At 41.7% G+C, this 16,168-nt stretch carries 16 protein-coding genes; 4 read left to right on the top strand and 12 right to left on the bottom strand.

The window, feature by feature from the left end; all coding sequences use genetic code 11:
* Positions 1-111: 111 nt before the first annotated feature.
* Entirely contained in the window at positions 112-549 is a 438-nt protein-coding gene (locus ACM0OP_RS21355) for an MAPEG family protein (RefSeq protein ID WP_414530420.1), read from the top strand.
* A gap of 54 nt (positions 550-603) precedes the next feature.
* On the opposite strand, the gene psaI is transcribed toward ACM0OP_RS21355, so the two are convergent.
* The 6 genes from psaI to psbO all read right to left on the bottom strand — a co-directional run bounded on the left by psaI (position 604) and on the right by psbO (position 7,175).
* Positions 604-714, bottom strand: a complete 111-nt coding sequence (gene psaI / locus ACM0OP_RS21350; RefSeq protein WP_414530419.1) for a photosystem I reaction center subunit VIII — start codon at positions 712-714, stop codon at positions 604-606.
* A 111-nt stretch (positions 715-825) separates the two neighbouring features.
* Complete coding sequence (locus ACM0OP_RS21345; protein ID WP_414530418.1) at positions 826-3,339, bottom strand: hypothetical protein; 2,514 nt, start codon at positions 3,337-3,339, stop codon at positions 826-828.
* 313 nt (positions 3,340-3,652) lie between these two features.
* Complete coding sequence (locus ACM0OP_RS21340) at positions 3,653-3,898, bottom strand: hypothetical protein (RefSeq protein WP_414530417.1); 246 nt, start codon at positions 3,896-3,898, stop codon at positions 3,653-3,655.
* A gap of 4 nt (positions 3,899-3,902) precedes the next feature.
* The gene (locus ACM0OP_RS21335) at positions 3,903-4,742 is read right to left on the bottom strand and encodes a hypothetical protein (RefSeq protein ID WP_414530416.1); all 840 of its coding nucleotides are present in this window, start codon (positions 4,740-4,742) and stop codon (positions 3,903-3,905) included.
* Between the two features lie 150 nt (positions 4,743-4,892).
* The gene (locus tag ACM0OP_RS21330) at positions 4,893-5,669 is read right to left on the bottom strand and encodes an RNA polymerase sigma factor SigF (RefSeq protein WP_414530422.1); all 777 of its coding nucleotides are present in this window, start codon (positions 5,667-5,669) and stop codon (positions 4,893-4,895) included.
* Positions 5,670-6,338: 669 nt separating this feature from the next.
* Entirely contained in the window at positions 6,339-7,175 is an 837-nt protein-coding gene (gene psbO, locus ACM0OP_RS21325) for a photosystem II manganese-stabilizing polypeptide (protein WP_414530415.1), read from the bottom strand.
* Positions 7,176-7,626: 451 nt separating this feature from the next.
* Between psbO and ACM0OP_RS21320 the strand changes: the two genes are divergently transcribed.
* The 3 genes from ACM0OP_RS21320 to ftsZ all read left to right on the top strand — a co-directional run bounded on the left by ACM0OP_RS21320 (position 7,627) and on the right by ftsZ (position 10,866).
* The gene (locus ACM0OP_RS21320) at positions 7,627-7,992 is read left to right on the top strand and encodes a hypothetical protein (RefSeq protein ID WP_414530414.1); all 366 of its coding nucleotides are present in this window, start codon (positions 7,627-7,629) and stop codon (positions 7,990-7,992) included.
* A gap of 407 nt (positions 7,993-8,399) precedes the next feature.
* The gene (locus ACM0OP_RS21315; RefSeq protein WP_414530413.1) at positions 8,400-9,188 is read left to right on the top strand and encodes a cell division protein FtsQ/DivIB; all 789 of its coding nucleotides are present in this window, start codon (positions 8,400-8,402) and stop codon (positions 9,186-9,188) included.
* A gap of 394 nt (positions 9,189-9,582) precedes the next feature.
* Positions 9,583-10,866: a cell division protein FtsZ gene (gene ftsZ / locus ACM0OP_RS21310; RefSeq protein ID WP_414530412.1), complete on the top strand. Its 1,284-nt coding sequence runs from the start codon at positions 9,583-9,585 to the stop codon at positions 10,864-10,866.
* A 113-nt stretch (positions 10,867-10,979) separates the two neighbouring features.
* Here ftsZ and gshB read toward each other — a convergent pair whose 3' ends face one another.
* The 6 genes from gshB to ACM0OP_RS21280 form a co-directional block, all read right to left on the bottom strand.
* Entirely contained in the window at positions 10,980-11,942 is a 963-nt protein-coding gene (gene gshB / locus ACM0OP_RS21305; RefSeq protein WP_414530411.1) for a glutathione synthase, read from the bottom strand.
* A 138-nt stretch (positions 11,943-12,080) separates the two neighbouring features.
* On the bottom strand, positions 12,081-12,353 hold the full coding sequence (gene grxC / locus ACM0OP_RS21300; RefSeq protein WP_414530410.1) for a glutaredoxin 3: 273 nt from the start codon (positions 12,351-12,353) through the stop codon (positions 12,081-12,083).
* 77 nt (positions 12,354-12,430) lie between these two features.
* Positions 12,431-14,182: a GTPase HflX gene (gene hflX / locus ACM0OP_RS21295; RefSeq protein WP_414530421.1), complete on the bottom strand. Its 1,752-nt coding sequence runs from the start codon at positions 14,180-14,182 to the stop codon at positions 12,431-12,433.
* A 262-nt stretch (positions 14,183-14,444) separates the two neighbouring features.
* Positions 14,445-14,810 (bottom strand): type II toxin-antitoxin system PemK/MazF family toxin, encoded by a 366-nt coding sequence (locus ACM0OP_RS21290; RefSeq protein ID WP_414530409.1) that lies wholly within the window; start codon positions 14,808-14,810, stop codon positions 14,445-14,447.
* Positions 14,803-15,141: a hypothetical protein gene (locus ACM0OP_RS21285; RefSeq protein ID WP_414530408.1), complete on the bottom strand. Its 339-nt coding sequence runs from the start codon at positions 15,139-15,141 to the stop codon at positions 14,803-14,805. Before ACM0OP_RS21285 ends, ACM0OP_RS21290 begins: the two co-directional genes overlap by 8 nt.
* The coding region (locus ACM0OP_RS21280) for a tetratricopeptide repeat protein (protein WP_414530407.1) at positions 15,142-16,168 on the bottom strand (1,027 nt) is incomplete at its 5' end.

Genomic DNA, 16,168 nt, shown 5'->3' with positions numbered 1-16,168 from the left:
CAGGCTCTATCCCTTATTCAACAAGCTGTCTAGCTATGTTGTCACCCGTTAAGGTCTTTAACTATATTATTCAAACAATGTATTGTTTAGTAGCAGTAACAGGTAATCTCTATGCATGGAACGACGGGAAGCGCTCTTGATTGGTATTCCTTGTGCGTTGTAGCGCTATTTCTGAAAATGTTTGCGCTTTCAGCTTATCAAGGATTTTATCGAATTGGCAGAGGTGAATTTGTCAACCCAGAAGACTCAGCAGTATTTAATAAGCCGCCTGCGAAGGAGGATCTACCACAAGTCCAACGAGCGGCTAAAGCTTGGCTAAATGACTTAGAGAACATTCCCATATTTATTGGTCTGGGAATAGCGTATGTATTAACCGAAGCATCGCCTGGATCTGCAATTTGGCTGTTTTCGACTTTTACAATCGCGCGGATACTTCATACCTTAATGTATCTTCTCGGTTTGCAGCCTTGGCGGTTCCTGTCTTATGCAGTGGGAATCCTTTGTCTATTAGCAATGAGTTTGAATATAGTAAAAGCAGTTCTATACTAAATAATTTAGCTGAAAATCCCACGCCTGGGGACGTGGGATCGTTTTAATCAGCGATTAAGCGATATCATCGCGTTCGATGTATAACAGCAAAAACGCCATTGTCACTGCTGGAAAAACTAAACCAGTCAGAGGAACCAAGATAGAAGGCAAAAATGAAGCTGCCATAGTTAACTTTCCTATTGAATAATTAGACTATCCTCGAAAACGAGCTTACTGCAAAATTAGCCTGATTTTTGAAATTCTCAAAATTTTTAACACAAGGGTGACGGATGGAAGTCAGATCCCCAGTAATTCATCTAACTGGAAATTGGGTAAGTCGGGAGGAATGACACTCCGCACTACTGAAACTTTGTGACTTTCTTGTTGGGTGGTGAGATGGTATGCGATCGCCTCCACCATAATTTCCATGCAACCAAAGGGAATATTTAATTTAGTCGTCACTTCCAAATTTCCCAAGGGATTAGGTAAAAAGTCTCTCAATAAATGGGGATTATCTAGTAACCAGCGAGTTTGGTAATCTTTCATCCATACCTTCACCACTATTTCTGGAGAGACCACAGGTAATTCTACCCGCACCCTCACAGAAGTACCAGCGACAAGTTCACCATCTGGAACATATAGCTGAGGAATTGGCAAAGGTTCAGCAATACTTCCTTCGATAAGTGGGGTATGAGATAAATCTGAAGTTGGTTGTTCCTCTATTACAGAGGAATGGCTTTCTATCACATCTCCCGTTGATTGAGTGTATGTGTCTTCCACCACAAATTCTTGAGTTAACCAATCTGGGGTTGTCAGATCCTCAACAGGTGGTAATTCTAAATCCGGAGGAGGTAGAGAAACTGGTTCTAATATATCTTCTAGGTCTGATGCTTCTAATATTGGCATCTCATCAATTTCCACAGTTGCTTCTAAATTTGGCATTTCTGTAGAATTTGCCCCCAATGATCTTTGATCTGCTGTCATATCCGTTTCCGGTTCTAAGTCAGGTGATGAGTCTATTTCCACACTAGGACTTAAAAGCAGCATCTGTTCAGAGGGGACATTTTGCTGATCTAAAACCTCAATCACAGATTCTGGAAGGGGATATCCTTGGCTTTGTATCCACTTTCTCAGCAGGGGAGATGAATATAAATGAGCCTCTGAATTTAATTCTAAATCTGGGGTGAGAGATATTTCTGTTAGTGAATCATTTTCAAGCTGTTGATCACTACTGAATAATTCTGGCGAATCCTCAGCAGCTGGGAGTGCTAATGTCTCTGGTGTATTACTGGCAATTTCTTCTGTGTTGACAGGTAAAACTTGACGACGTTTCAAGTATGGAAAACTGCTGTTCAGCATCCGCATAGGATGATGTTTAATCAGCAACTGTGATAAGTTGATGGGAGCTACAGTATTTGGTTGATCTTTCAGTTCTTGATCTATCAGAGATAGTATTTCCTCATCAGTGGTATCAACACCTTCTGTTAAGAGAAGTTGATCTGTGAGTTGGGTTTCCGGTAGTTTTGGCAGTTGGGGTACAGGAGAATCGGCTAATTGATTGAGTTGAGACACTCGCCGGGAGTCTGCTGCTAATTGTAAGGGATTAAGTTGAGGAGGTAGTAACTGCTTGGAGGAAATTTGAGTAGATGGAGAATGGTTTGTTTGTAGAGTTTTAGCTAGATTGAAAAGTCCTAAGTCAATGTTAATAGACGATTCTGGAGCTTTTGCAGGTGCTATAGACTGATCTAATAAATTTTGTTCCCTAACTTTAGCGGCTTTGGCAGCTTCTAATAATTGTGTGACATCTGCTGTAATTGTAAAAGATTGACTAGCTAGTAGTAATACTTCCCCCAATTCTGTGAGTGCGCCATACAACGTGATGTCTGCCAAAATTAATTGGGATTCACAATCGGCGGGGATATCAATTGCAGAGCTGATTGTAATGGGTAATAGGCTATTTGGTAGAGGCTGACGAACTTGGGTTAAAATTTCTGAGGCTAAGGGCGATCGCAGTTCAATCACTAATTCCAAGCCATACAGAATACCGGAGTAAACTAGTTCACCCTCTGGATTTTTTTCCTGGGGTTTGTCAATTCGCCCATGAATGACAAATATTTCTCCCCAATGAGCCAAGTGATTTTCCCTATCTAAGGTCAAGCATAATAGGGCTGTTGGTGATTTTGTTGCTAAAGTCTCTTCTTTATTATCTTTTAAGAAAGTTTCGGAACTAGGCAAAGCAACATCAATTAAGTTATGGAGAATCTGCTCCGCAGTTTCACCTTTGAGGCTAACTGGGCTGACAGGCTGATGAATTTCCGTACTTTTACTTGGATTTGCAGTTGATAAATCCCTAATTTCAGGTTCTGCTGCAATTTCTGATGTTAGTTTTTCATCTGCATCACGGGGTAAGTTTGACTCTAGTTTTTCTGCGGTGTGACATTCTGCCATCATCTCAGTATATTCACTAGGTTTTACTTGTAAGCAGATGCCATATTCCCAAGATTTACTGAATAAATCCGATATTAAATTTCCAGAGCATTGCAATTCCCAAACTCCGGCTTGGAGATGGGTAAAAGGAATAATTGGGATTAAGCCTTCTGAGTTTGTGCGCCGCAGTTGCTTTTCAATTCGCACCTTGGCTGGAATTTCTAGAGTTGAGGAATGAGTTATCCGTATTTCTACGTCAGTATTACGTAGGTGAGACCGAGCCAAGACTCTGTACCAACCTGCCGAAATTTCTAAATTTGGCCATTCCAGATTATGCCAAGAGCGATCGCCCTGTTTCTGTATTAGAAATTGCCATTGTTCCATTATGAATTAAGCCCAGACCGAAGAGCAGCTGAGTAAGATTGTAATGATCTTGCTTGCAAGTTTACCTCAGCAACTAGCAATTGCACCTTCCAATATTACTATTTGCTGAAAATTAGGGCAAGATTAATCTCTGCTTCACAAAACCTTTAATTAGTTGATTTTTTGTAGTTTCCCTAAAGGGGTAAAGCAGATTTTAAGGGGTTGCTGTGTATGTTTCTGATTCAATGGCGATCGCCATGGGTGACGCTGGGTAAACAGTAGCATCAGTTGCTGAAACTTCAAGCCTCCCCCCACCTTTAGCTCCGTGAGTATGTCAAAAATGGTAACAGTTTCGATAATAAGACAAAATTTGCTGAACACGTTGCTGATCATCTAACCCAGAATTATCTATCCCTGAAATGCTTAACCCCGCAACTTGACTTTGATTGTAATCAAAGTTTGCAGATGCTTGGGGAATTAAGCTAACCTCTATACCTTCGACTTGACGCAAATGAGCGGCTATTTCTCGATAAACAGCTAGAGATAAACCAGGGAATGCGATTTTTTCTGGAGTTTTCATATATTTACGATGCTCCAAGATTATTAGCTGATGATGCTGAATCAATTGGCTGTTCGCCAACCATTCGGGCAACCTCAATCCCATATTGTTCGATAATAACAATGGGATTGGAACCTTCATTCATTTCAATACGTTTAATTAACAGACCGTTTCCTAAGCGTTGTCCCGCTTGTACATAACGACTTGTTTGTTCATCAGGTACTTTAATAATTGCTTGGGCTTTTTGACCAATTAGCACTACTCCAGTTACCATTACTCCTTCAGCTAATTCAGGTTGTGGTGGTGGTGGTAATTCACTTCCTAGAGTCAAATCTGGCAAGATTCCTGCCATAATGTCTGGTCGGATTGAAGGATTCTGAGTCGCAGACCTGGTGGATGCTGTTGTTTGTGGAGTTGAAGCCCTAGCTGTTGTAGCTGTGGTTGGTGCTGTTCTGGCGGTGGGAGCAGTGCTGGGCCGTAATGGTTCTCGTGGTTCCGTGAGAGTCGGGAGGGGAGGTATTCTCAGAACTCCTTGAGGTGATACTAGTGTGCGCTCAGTAGGAGTTTCCGCAATTGGACGAGGAATCTGTTGAACAATTCCTGCAAATGGATCATCTCGCCCCTGTGATATTATGCGTGAACGTTCTGTGGCACTAGTTGATTGAATTAAGTTAGCAGCAGAAGTAGTTGTGGGTTCGCCAGTTACCACAGGAGTATTAAAGGGTTCCTCAACTGCTGGTGTTGATTCTGTGACTGGTGCAGGAGTAGGGGTAGGATTAGTAACTTCTGGTGTATCTCCGATAGTACAGCCAGCGATCGCTAACCATGAAAAAGCTACAAATGCAATTGGGAAATTTTTGTCCATTAGCCGTTCTCAAAAGCTCTGGGAAAATCTAGATATTACCTATTTGTATTTTAGGCAACCTATGTTACCTTTATAACCTATTTTATCAATTTTTCCAGTTATTTTTAGCACCAATAGCCTAGAATACATGGCAATTAACAAGGTTAGTGGTTAATCTTCTGCCGATACCATAAGTTTCTTTAACAACCCCAGTCCTTTTTTGACTCGGCGGGAAACCGTGACTACACTAATCCCCAGATGTTCTGCCACTTGTTTCTGAGTCAAGTCCTGTAAAAACACGCACTCTACAACGTCACGAGTACATTTTTCTAATTGAAACAGTGCTTGTTGCAGGCGAATTTGATCTTCTTGTGCTAGTTGAAAACTGCGGTATTTAGGATCAGGAACTAGTTCTCCCAGACTGGTAGCCCCTTCGTCTCCATCTACAATAGGAATATCCAAGCTCAGGGGGGAGCGATTCACCCATGCTAGTTTGATTTCTTGCCATTCATCTAGAGAAATATCCAATGCTGCTGATAACTCAGACTCTGTAGGTTGGCGATTATATTTTTCGCATAAATCTCGTGATACACCTATAGCCTGCTGTTGTATTGCTAAATAGCGCCGAGGGATTCTGACTGTTACGCCTTTATCTCGAAGATAGTGTTGAATCTCACCCCGAATGTAGGGAGTAGCAAAGGAACTGAAGGCGTGTCCTTTGGACATTTCAAATTTTTCAATAGCCCGAATCAAACCTAAGTAACCAACTTGGACTAAATCATCATAACTTTCAGAGCATTGATTTATCCAGTAGTAGGCTTCTTTTCTGACAAGTCCAAAATTTATTTTTACCAGTTTGTTCCGAACAACTTCTGAACGAGATTTTTCATACTCTCGCAATAACTGCCAAATTTCATTCTTGAGTTCGTTGCTGGTTTTAGTAGGCATTGTAGTAGGCATAACACCACATCTATTGATTAAAATAATTAAATGAACACCCGCTTAAAAAATTTGCAATTGTCAAACTTACAAGGAAAAGTTTATGTTTTTCTTTTTAGAAAGATATAGTAGAGATCAGCATATTTTCCCGTAAGACTTGTTTTTTCTGACAATTTAGCAAAATCCCAGTAGGTACAATTGGTGTTTTGGATTGCTATTTAGGTTTGTTAATTTCTATGGATTTTGACTCCACATATAAACAAAATATAGAATTATGGGTCGATATACAAACCGAGATTGTACTTAACTTTACTCATTTATTAATTTCACGTATAAGTTTGTTTCCATAATTTTGCTAGTGGTGAAATTTATTTTTATCAGTAAAAATACTGGTATTTGATTAATCAAATTAATTTGAAGTTTTCTATTGAAAATTAATTGGTATTTATTCTCCATAAGTTCAAAACTCAGATCATGCCTGAGATCAGTAAAAGGCTTTTACCCCACTCCCTACTCCCTACTCCCTACTCCCTACTCCCTACTCCCCACTCCCCACTCCCCACTCCCCACTCCCCACTCCCCAGCTATAAAAAAACCCATCTGCTTCCACATCAAAGGAAACAAATGGGTAGAGTATTGAGAACAAAATGAATAATTTACAAAATCATTCCAGAGTGGTTATGCACGATTTGGTTCAACCCGCGCATAAAATAGACCTCGAATTTTGACTTCTTTGGGTTCACCAGCACCTAAATCAGTATCAGATGGCTGTTCGCTCTCAAAAGTACCAGCAATTTCACCACTAATGCTATCTACCTTAGCTATTTGTAAAGAAATGATGCCATCAAGAGTTTCAACACGCTTAACATTGGCACGGGTGAGTTCTTCGTCGTCAGCTTGGGCGGGAAGAGCTACGGCATTATCATAGCCAGTGACTACACCACGACCTTTAGGATCTAGGAAAGAAGCACCACGGTAGGAAGGAACTTTGAAAGTACCTTCAAAATCTGTCGAGGTGTTGATACTGGTCAAACCAGGTTGTGTTTGAGCAACTAAATCTTTGATGGTAAAGAGAAAAGGTACTGATTCACCACCAGGAAGTTTAACGGTGATGGCTTGGAAGTCTAAACCATCAGCTTCTACAAAGGTCAAGCTGTTATCTGGATTAACTTTTAGGTCTCCTTGTACTTGGTCAATGGTAGAAGTGTATCTGGTCAACAATTTTCCAGGTACAAATTCTGCAACTTGCCGTTTATTAGCAGGTTCTTCTTTGACAAAGAAGGTGGTTGGTTCTAAACAAAGTTCTCTGATTGCGTAGGATTGGCTGGAGTCAAGGGGAATTGAACCACGACTGGTTTCTGTCAGTTGGGGGCATTTGTTAGCCAAACCAGTGCCACGAATTTGTTCGTAACTCAGTACATCTCTACCATTGGAAGCAGTGGGAGCATCACTGCAAGCAGTTAATAGTCCCAGGCATACAGCCAAGAATGCAACAATTAAAGCGCGATACCTCATGTCAACCTCAATCTCAAAATTTAATATCTAAGTTGTCGAATTAATGCCTGTGGCATTTTCAGTGTTGCCCAAATGGTTCTGTATGATCTGACTTGTTGCCATTACATACAGATACGGTCCATTGCGTTATAGGGAAATTAGCCAAATCATACGATTTTTTTTAACTCAAGATCAAAGCTCTCTTGTCTGATGTAAAAATACTTGATTATATTTAACTCTCTTTGAGGGTGTTATGGAGGTGATAATTATCTTGTAGTAGGGATTAGGGTTGTTGGTGTTGGGAAAATAAAACTAGGGCTAAAACTTTCTCTATAACTGAATCTTGGCTGATGAAGGTTGTTGTTATTCTTGTCTATCTATAGATTTATGCACAGCAAAATCTCTGATCACGAATAAAAACGGAGAATCTTCGGTAAATTTGAGTAGGCCTCATTTAGATGGAGATAGTTGCATGACTCAGGGTAATGATTTGGAATCAGGAAATTTATCGGCAAAATTAGAAGCGATCGCCACGGCGGTGCATGATGTAGCTAAACTGGCTGAAGGCGATAGTGTCGCTCTTTTAACCTTATTAAGGCACTTAGAACAGTTACATCGAGACATTCGGGATAGTGCTTTTCAAGAAAGTTTGCCTGATAATCGCCAGAAATTATATTCTTTGCTCAAAGATATTGAGTCTGAAGGTGGCTGGCCTTATATTGAACGGATGAGACTGAAAGCATTTTTAGGGATTTTGCCAGCAGCAGCATTGGAGAATGATGGCGTTGAGGAAGATAATCATGATGTATTGGAAGGCGATCGCTCCTTGAGTTGGTAAGCTAAAAAAAGTTTTGGAGGTTGAATTAAAAATTTATTCTTCTTCATAATTCTTAACTCATCAATCTCAAATTTCAGTGGTTCTGGCTCAGATGATGCTGTTGATGGAACATTCAGATCCAGCAACCTTCCAGGACTCTTGTCTATCAATCAAGTGGGGTTCAGTTAATATAGAGCTTAATCTCTTTTGTCTGACGTTGGACTCGGCTGTACAGCCGTCATCATCACAAAGGTATTAATTTTTCTGACCATCTACTGAGGAATTATCGGACTGGAATACGCATAAATTGAATGTAAATTCGCCAAGCATCTAGAGCAAAAAGATTAATCCATACTGAGAAGTTGATTAATTAATCTAAATGTTCCGAGCCTATTTGATAATTTGACTGCAAGGAAACAGAGGTTTGAATGGCTGGTATAGTATCAGTTTCCCAAAAAGATTTAGCCCAGCGCCGGCAAAAAATCCGTCGGCAACAGCAAATGAGAATAATTCAGGCTCTTTGGCGCACTGCTGCCCTGAGTGGCCTGGCTGGTGGTTTGTTATGGGTGGCAGTGCAACCGATATGGTTGCTAAATACTCCTGAGCAAATTGTGATCAAATCGGGGGATCAAGTCCTGCCGGAGTCGGTGATTGAATCATTACTGGTGATATCTTATCCTCAGTCTTTATGGCGGATTCAACCCCATGCGATCGCCAACTCTTTGATGGAACAACCGACCATTGCACAAGCAAATGTTAATCGCCGCCTTTTTCCTCCTGGATTAAATATCGAAATTCAGGAAAGGATACCAGTGGCCATAGTTGAGAGTCCCGAAAAACAGTCATCTGGCGATTTATTAGATGCTACTGGGGTGGTAATTCCCTTAGAGAAATACAAATTAGTCAATCCCAGCCTCCAACTACCGACCCTAAAAATTGTTGGCTCACCAGAACAATATCGTTCCCATTGGAGCCAAATGTATCCAATATTAAATCAAAGCCCAGTAAAAATCACAGAAATTGATTGGCAAGATCCCACCAATCTGATTTTGACAACAGAACTAGGGAATGTACATCTTGGTGGATTTAGTTCTCAGCTAACCGAACAAATCAAAGTTCTCGCACAAATGCGATCTCTATCTGCCAAAATGGATTCTAGTCAAATAAAATATATTGATTTGAGAAATCCGACCTCTCCATCAGTACACATGAACTGATTTAGCCAAATGAGAGATATCTGCTCATTTTAATCATTAACCAGAAATTATAGAGGTGATTATGTTTTAAATCAGCCACAAAATAGAGAAAATATTAATATCCTGTTGAAGTTATACAGATCAGCTTTAATTAAAACTAGGTATACTTCTGTAAAATAAGCTGTGCTATGACCTCCAGCACGGCAACCTGAAACTGATATCAGAGTAAACTTTTTCATGAACAATGTTGTTCGTGATAACAATAAAGAACAGTCCCGTAAATTTTTTGGGCAGTGTCTCACTATAGTTGACTCTTAGATCAGAAACTTCATTTCTCCAACCAGGGGCTTCCTCGACTCGGAGGTTCTGGTGAATTACACCTGAATAAGTCGTTTATCTACCTCTCTAAAATCTAATGACACTTGATAATAACCAAGGGCTTACCTACAAAAACACCCAATCTGTGGGACAGCAGGGGCTTCCGCTCGCAGTCAACTCGACTAACCCCTTTAATAATTCTGGGCTGAACTTTGGACAAAACCATGATAGTAAAAAAATGTCTACGGAAAATAGCCGTATTGGTGAAATAGTTCCAGGTAGGGTTGCCAACATCAAAGTGATTGGTGTCGGTGGTGGTGGTGGAAATGCAGTTAATCGAATGATTGAGTCTGATGTCTCAGGCGTAGAATTTTGGTCAATCAATACCGATGCTCAAGCTTTGACTTTGGCTGGTGCGCCTAGTCGTTTACAAATTGGACAGAAACTCACAAGGGGTTTAGGTGCTGGTGGTAATCCTGCTATTGGTCAAAAAGCTGCGGAAGAATCACGAGATGAGATTGCTACGGCTTTAGAAGGGGCTGATTTGGTATTTATCACTGCTGGGATGGGAGGCGGTACTGGGACGGGTGCAGCCCCAATTGTGGCAGAAGTGGCTAAAGAAATGGGTGCTTTGACTGTGGGTGTGGTGACACGTCCATTTGTGTTTGAAGGCCGTCGTCGCACCACTCAAGCAGAACAAGGTATTGAAGGATTAAAAAGTAGAGTAGATACGCTAATTATTATTCCTAACAATAAATTACTGGAGGTAATACCAGAGCAAACCCCTGTACAAGAAGCTTTCCGCTATGCAGATGATGTGTTGCGTCAAGGGGTACAAGGAATTTCTGATATTATTACCATCCCTGGTTTGGTAAATGTTGACTTTGCCGATGTCAGAGCAGTGATGGCAGATGCGGGATCGGCATTAATGGGTATAGGTGTAAGTTCTGGGAAATCAAGAGCGAGAGAAGCGGCGATCGCCGCTATTTCTTCACCTTTATTAGAATGTTCTATTGAAGGAGCTAGAGGAGTCGTATTTAATATTACTGGTGGTAGTGATCTGACGTTACATGAAGTGAATGCGGCCGCCGAAGCCATATATGAAGTAGTTGATCCCAACGCCAATATTATTTTTGGGGCGGTAATTGATGACAGGCTGCAAGGTGAGGTGAGAATCACTGTAATTGCTACCGGATTTACAGGTGAAATACCAGTAGCAGCGCCCCAAACCGCCACTAATGCTAGAGTCAATCCCACTCCCAAACGGCCAACGCCACAGCAACCAGCAGTTAATCCCTCCACACCAGTGGCAGAACCTAAAGAAAAAACTGGCTTAGATATTCCCGACTTTCTCCGAAATCGCCGTACACCACGGAATTAATAGCTGGGGACGAGAATTTTTAGCGAAAATTTCTAGTCTGAGAATGTTCTTAATAAAAAACTTACGACCGAATTTATTCGGTCATTTCTTTATGGGGGTTTAAGCATCGTGACTCATAATCTTTGAGAAATCCATGAAATCACCTGCTCCCCTAAGCGAGTTCCATCTAGGCGGTCAATTTCACGAATGCCAGTAGGACTGGTGACGTTAACTTCTGTTAGATAACCACCGATGACATCAATACCGACAAAAATTAAGCCATCTTGACGTAATTTTGGAGCTAATTCCGTACAGATTTCATACTCTCTGGGGGTAATTGTGGTTTGAGCAACAGTACCACCTGCGGCCATATTATTCCGAAAGTCGCTACCACTAGAAAGGCGATTCAGCGCCCCAATTGGTTCTCCATTCAGGAGGATAATCCGCTTGTCTCCTTCTTTAGCTTTTGGTAAATAAGTTTGTACCATGACTGGTAATCGACCACGGAGTGTACTGAGTTCCACAATAGAATTAAAATTGCGATCGCCTGCTTGTAAAAATAAAATCCCTTCCCCAGCCTTATTACCCAATGGTTTAATAATTGCTGCTCCCTTAGCCTCTACAAACTTGCCAATAAACTCCTTATCTGCACTGACAATAGTTTCTGGAATTGCTTTGGTAAACTGAAGAGCATACATTTTTTCATTTGCCCCTCTGATACCGCTAGGACTGTTAACTACAAGAGTTTTATTTTCGTCAATACAGTCGAGAATATAAGTAGCATAGAGATAAGAATCATTCACAGGTGGATCTGTTCGCATAAACACAGCGTCCATTGATTCTAGAGAAGTAAAACAGGGAGCGCTCAATTTATACCAAGGATTAGCTGCAATCCACCGTCCCTCCACTAACTGCACAGGAACCAATTCCACCTGCTGTAAGATCCCCCAAGCCTTGCTATCTACTACACCCAGTAAATTCACCTGAGTTACCCAAATTTCATGTCCTAAGATTTGTGCTGCTTCCATCAAAGCAACGCTAGTATCATGACATGGGTCAAGCTGATGGATAGGATCAATAATAAAAGCCAGTTTCACTTTGTTTGCCTTAATCACCGGGATTTCTGAAATTACCTTAGCTTAATTAGCATCAAGTAATCGTTGTCTCTGAAAAAAGAATCAACCACAGATAAATCCGTAGTTGATCTCAATCAAAACTGCTGTAATTATCTCTATCTATGCGCTATTCCTAGAAGCTAGAAGCTCATCCAGCTTACTTTGACTTTCTAAAGCGTAGATATCATCACAACCACCAACATGGTAATCATTAATAAAAATTTGGGGTAGTGAACGTCTGCCATTAGCTCTCTCGGACATTTTACCCCGTGCTGCTTCATCTCCATCAATACAATATTCGCTAAAATCAACACCCTTTTGCTTCAACAAACTTTTGGCGCGGATGCAAAACGGGCAAGAACTCCAAGTGTAAATTTCAACTTTCGCAGCCATAAGGTCTTCTATGAGATTTAATACTTCTTGATTTTAGGAAATAAGGGGATTCTGTGCTTGACAGAGAAAAACTTAACCTATCGCGTGTCAACAACATATTCAATTAGTTGGGTCAGGCGTTGGCGTAGGGTTTCTAATCCTAATCGCTGACTGGCGGAAATAAATACAGCCAAAGGAAACTCTTCTTGAGCCAGAGCTAGTGTAGCACTATCTACTTGGTCAATTTTGTTAAAAATCACCAGTGCTGGGCCGGGAGTTACTGGCATTTGTGCCAAAATTTCTCTAACTGAGCGAATATGGCTCAACCAAGCGGGATGGGATAAATCAACCAAATGCAGTAAAGCATCAGCTTCTGTGACTTCCTCTAAGGTAGCGCGGAAGGCATCCATTAAGGAAGCAGGAAGTTCGTGTATAAACCCTACTGTATCTGTGAGTAGAATCTCTTGCGTTGCACCAGTGTCGCCCTCAGCAATTACTAGACGGCGGGTGGTAGGGTCAAGAGTCGCAAATAACTGGTCGGCTGTGTAAACTTCGGCATTGGTGAGAGCATTTAACAAAGTGGATTTACCAGCGTTGGTATAGCCCACCAAAGCCACAGAGGGAACTTCCTGATTTTGCCGTCTCAGGCGTAACCTAGAACGATGCGCCTGTAACTGGTTTACTTCTTGTTGCAGTCGAGAAATCCGTTTTTGAATCGCCCGGCGTTCTGTTTCCAGTTTCGTTTCACCAGGGCCACGAGTCCCAATACCACCACCTAACCGCGACATAGCTAGACCTCGGCCACTGAGTCGCGGCATCATATATCCTAACTGTGCCAGTTCTACTTGTAATTTACCAGCACGGGACTGAGCGCGTTGGGCAAAGATATCTAAAATCACTTCGGTGCGGTCAACGACCCGGACACCAATTTTTCTTTCCAAGTTACGCACTTGGGCGGGTGAGAGGTCGCGGTCAAAGACAACGAGATTCGCTCCCAGGGTTTGGGCTGTGAGGGCGATTTCTTCAACTTTACCTTCACCAACTACGGTCTGGGGATGAATGCGCGATCGCTTTTGTTGTAATGTTTGTAATACATCTCCGCCAGCCGTATCCACTAATCTGGCTAATTCTAGGATGGTATCTTGAAATCGTTGCGGGGTAGTTTTTTCAGTAATTACACCCACAATCAATACCCGGTCATGGTCAGCATCTACTTCCTGGGCGACAAACTCCCGTTGGAATTGTGCTTCTATACCTTCCACCAAGTCGATAAAATCATGCTGTGACAGCATATCTAAACTCATAGGCGGAGATATACTAGAGTATAAGGCTGAGTCTTGCGCCAGGGACTTTTCATCACTGATTGCCAATTGCGGAGTTGATACGAGGTGTTTGCTACTTGATACTAGATGAGCCAAATAAGTTTCTTTGACGTACCCAGTGGAACCACCACCACGCTTTGTAAATCCTGTCCCAGTAATATTTATCACTGCCAAAGCATCTAAGCGTTGCAACGCCATCGCCGTCAGTGCTGATTCATTGGGCGGTTCTGGCTTGAGATGAGTAGCTATACAACGAATACCGCTCAGACGTTCTGCACCATAACGGGGCAATTCTAGCGGTGGAATTTGGGTTTGGCGTGGTGTACCGACTCCGACACGCATCACTTGTCCACGACGGTTGAGGTAGGCACAAACAGGCTGATTGATTTCTGTGCTAATTGCTGCCAGACGCTGGGAAAATTCAGGCGTGGTGATGCGATCGCCTGGGATGCGCTGGTGGTACAATCGCTGTAGTTGCTTCAGGTGACTAGATTTTAGTCCTTGAAGATTGCCAAAAATAGTTTCTATAGGCGTTTCTGACCAGTAAATGGTCCCCCGAAAGTGTACTTATGTCCATTTTACAACAGGGTTTGGTGTGCAAGCTCTTTCTTTTGGGGGAAGCAATCTGTATTTTTGGGGAAATTGTAACTTCAGAACCCTCATACTAGAAGTCTGGGGCTACACAGACAAAGCCTACCTACGCAGTCTGAATGCAGTTATTCGGTATGGTAGAGTTTCTGGATTGTCTATTTTATTGAAAGTTGAGCGAATTTTACATAAACGCTCCTGCTCAATCATTGCTTTCCGGAGCGTAATCAATACAGATAATTAAACCATTTAATAATTCTTGTTTAACGGCTGTTGAGACTTTTCCTAAACACCTGACAAATCTCTGTGTTGTTACACTACGAACTTGCAACACATTACCTGCTGAGTCAGAGTCTAACCCATTTTCATCTTTTTTCTGGATAGGAATCATGAAAGGGCGATTTTGGAATTTAGGTTGCCATGTTGCTATAGGAATAATAATTCGCATTGGTATAGAATTGAAAATATCAGAACTAATTACAACAGCAGGGCGAGTCTTCTGAATTTCTTGTCCTTTGGTTGGATCAAGTTGCACTAACCAAATCTCACCATTTTGAAGATTAGTCATTTTCCATTTCCCAGTCTTCACCATCCAAAACGGCAAACTCTTTTAATTCCGGGTCATTCAAAAAATCTTCGGCTGTGGCCGCAATAAAAGGTTCTAGTATTTTGTGCCGTTCTGCCACAGGTAGCCTAGCAATTTCTTGAAGAGAGAACCGTTGTTGCTGTTGAGGATTTGTTGTAATAACGAAATCTGAATCTTCTCTGTCTAATTGCCGGAGATTTGCGGTTTTTTGGACAAGAAATTCCACAAAATCTAAAACTTCTTGTTGCTTCTCATTTGAGAGAATACGTAAATAATTCAATACTGCTTGTTCAATATTAATTGTTTCTGGCATTTAATTTACTTTCCTTCTTAATAGGCCTTTAAAAAATTGGGTTAATTTATTCCATCCCAATTTTTGGAGTACACTGACAACATTTTGCTTTGCCTGAGCCATAACAAAGTCAGGGTTAATCTCACTAGCTTTACTAGTACTGGCAAATGCTTCTTTGAGCCTACCCAATTGTCTTAATGCAATCCCCCGGTAGAACCAAGCTTCATGGAAATCAGGTTTAACTTCCAAAGCTTTTCCAAAAGATGCAAGTGCTTGTTCATAGCGTCCTAAATTCCCCAGCGCAATTCCCCGGTAGTTCCAAGCGTAATGGTTATCAGGTTTAAATTCCAAGGCTTTGTCATAAGATGCGATCGCCTCTTCATAGCGTCCTAAATTCCCTAGCGCAATCCCCCGGTTGTTCCAAGCGTAATGGTTATCAGGTTTAAATTCCAAGGCTTTGTCATAAGATGTGATCGCCTCTTCATAGCGTCCTAAATTCCCTAGCGCATTCCCCCGATTTTCCCAAGCTTCGTGTTTATCAGGTTTAATTTCCAAAGCTTTTTCAAAGGATGTGATCGCCTCTTCATTACGTCCTAAATTCCCTAGCGCAATCCCCCGGTTGTTCCAAGCGTAATGATTATCAGGTTTAAATTCCAAGGCTTTGTCATAAGATGCGATCGCCTCTTCATAGCGTCCTAAATTCCCTAGCGCAATCCCCCGATTTTCCCAAGCTTGGTGGTCATCAGGTTTAAATTCCAAAGCTCTGTCATAAGATGCGATCGCTTGTTCATTGCGTTGTAGTTGATCACATAGCACAGCACCTCGGTTGAGCCAAGCTTGGTGATCATCAGGTTTAATTTCCAGGGCTTTGTCATAAGATGCGATCGCCTCTTCATAGCGTCCTAAATTCCCTAGCGCAATCCCCTTGTTGAGCCAAGCTTGGTGGTAATCAGGTTTAAGTTCCAGGGCTTTGTCATAAGATGCGATCGCTTGTTCATAGCGTTCTAAATTCCCTAGCGCATTCCCCCGGAAGTACCAAGCTTGGTGG

Source organism: Nodularia chucula CCY0103 (genome assembly GCF_963923915.1).
Lineage (GTDB): Bacteria > Cyanobacteriota > Cyanobacteriia > Cyanobacteriales > Nostocaceae > Nodularia > Nodularia chucula.
This window is presented reverse-complemented; position numbering and strand designations above follow the sequence as displayed.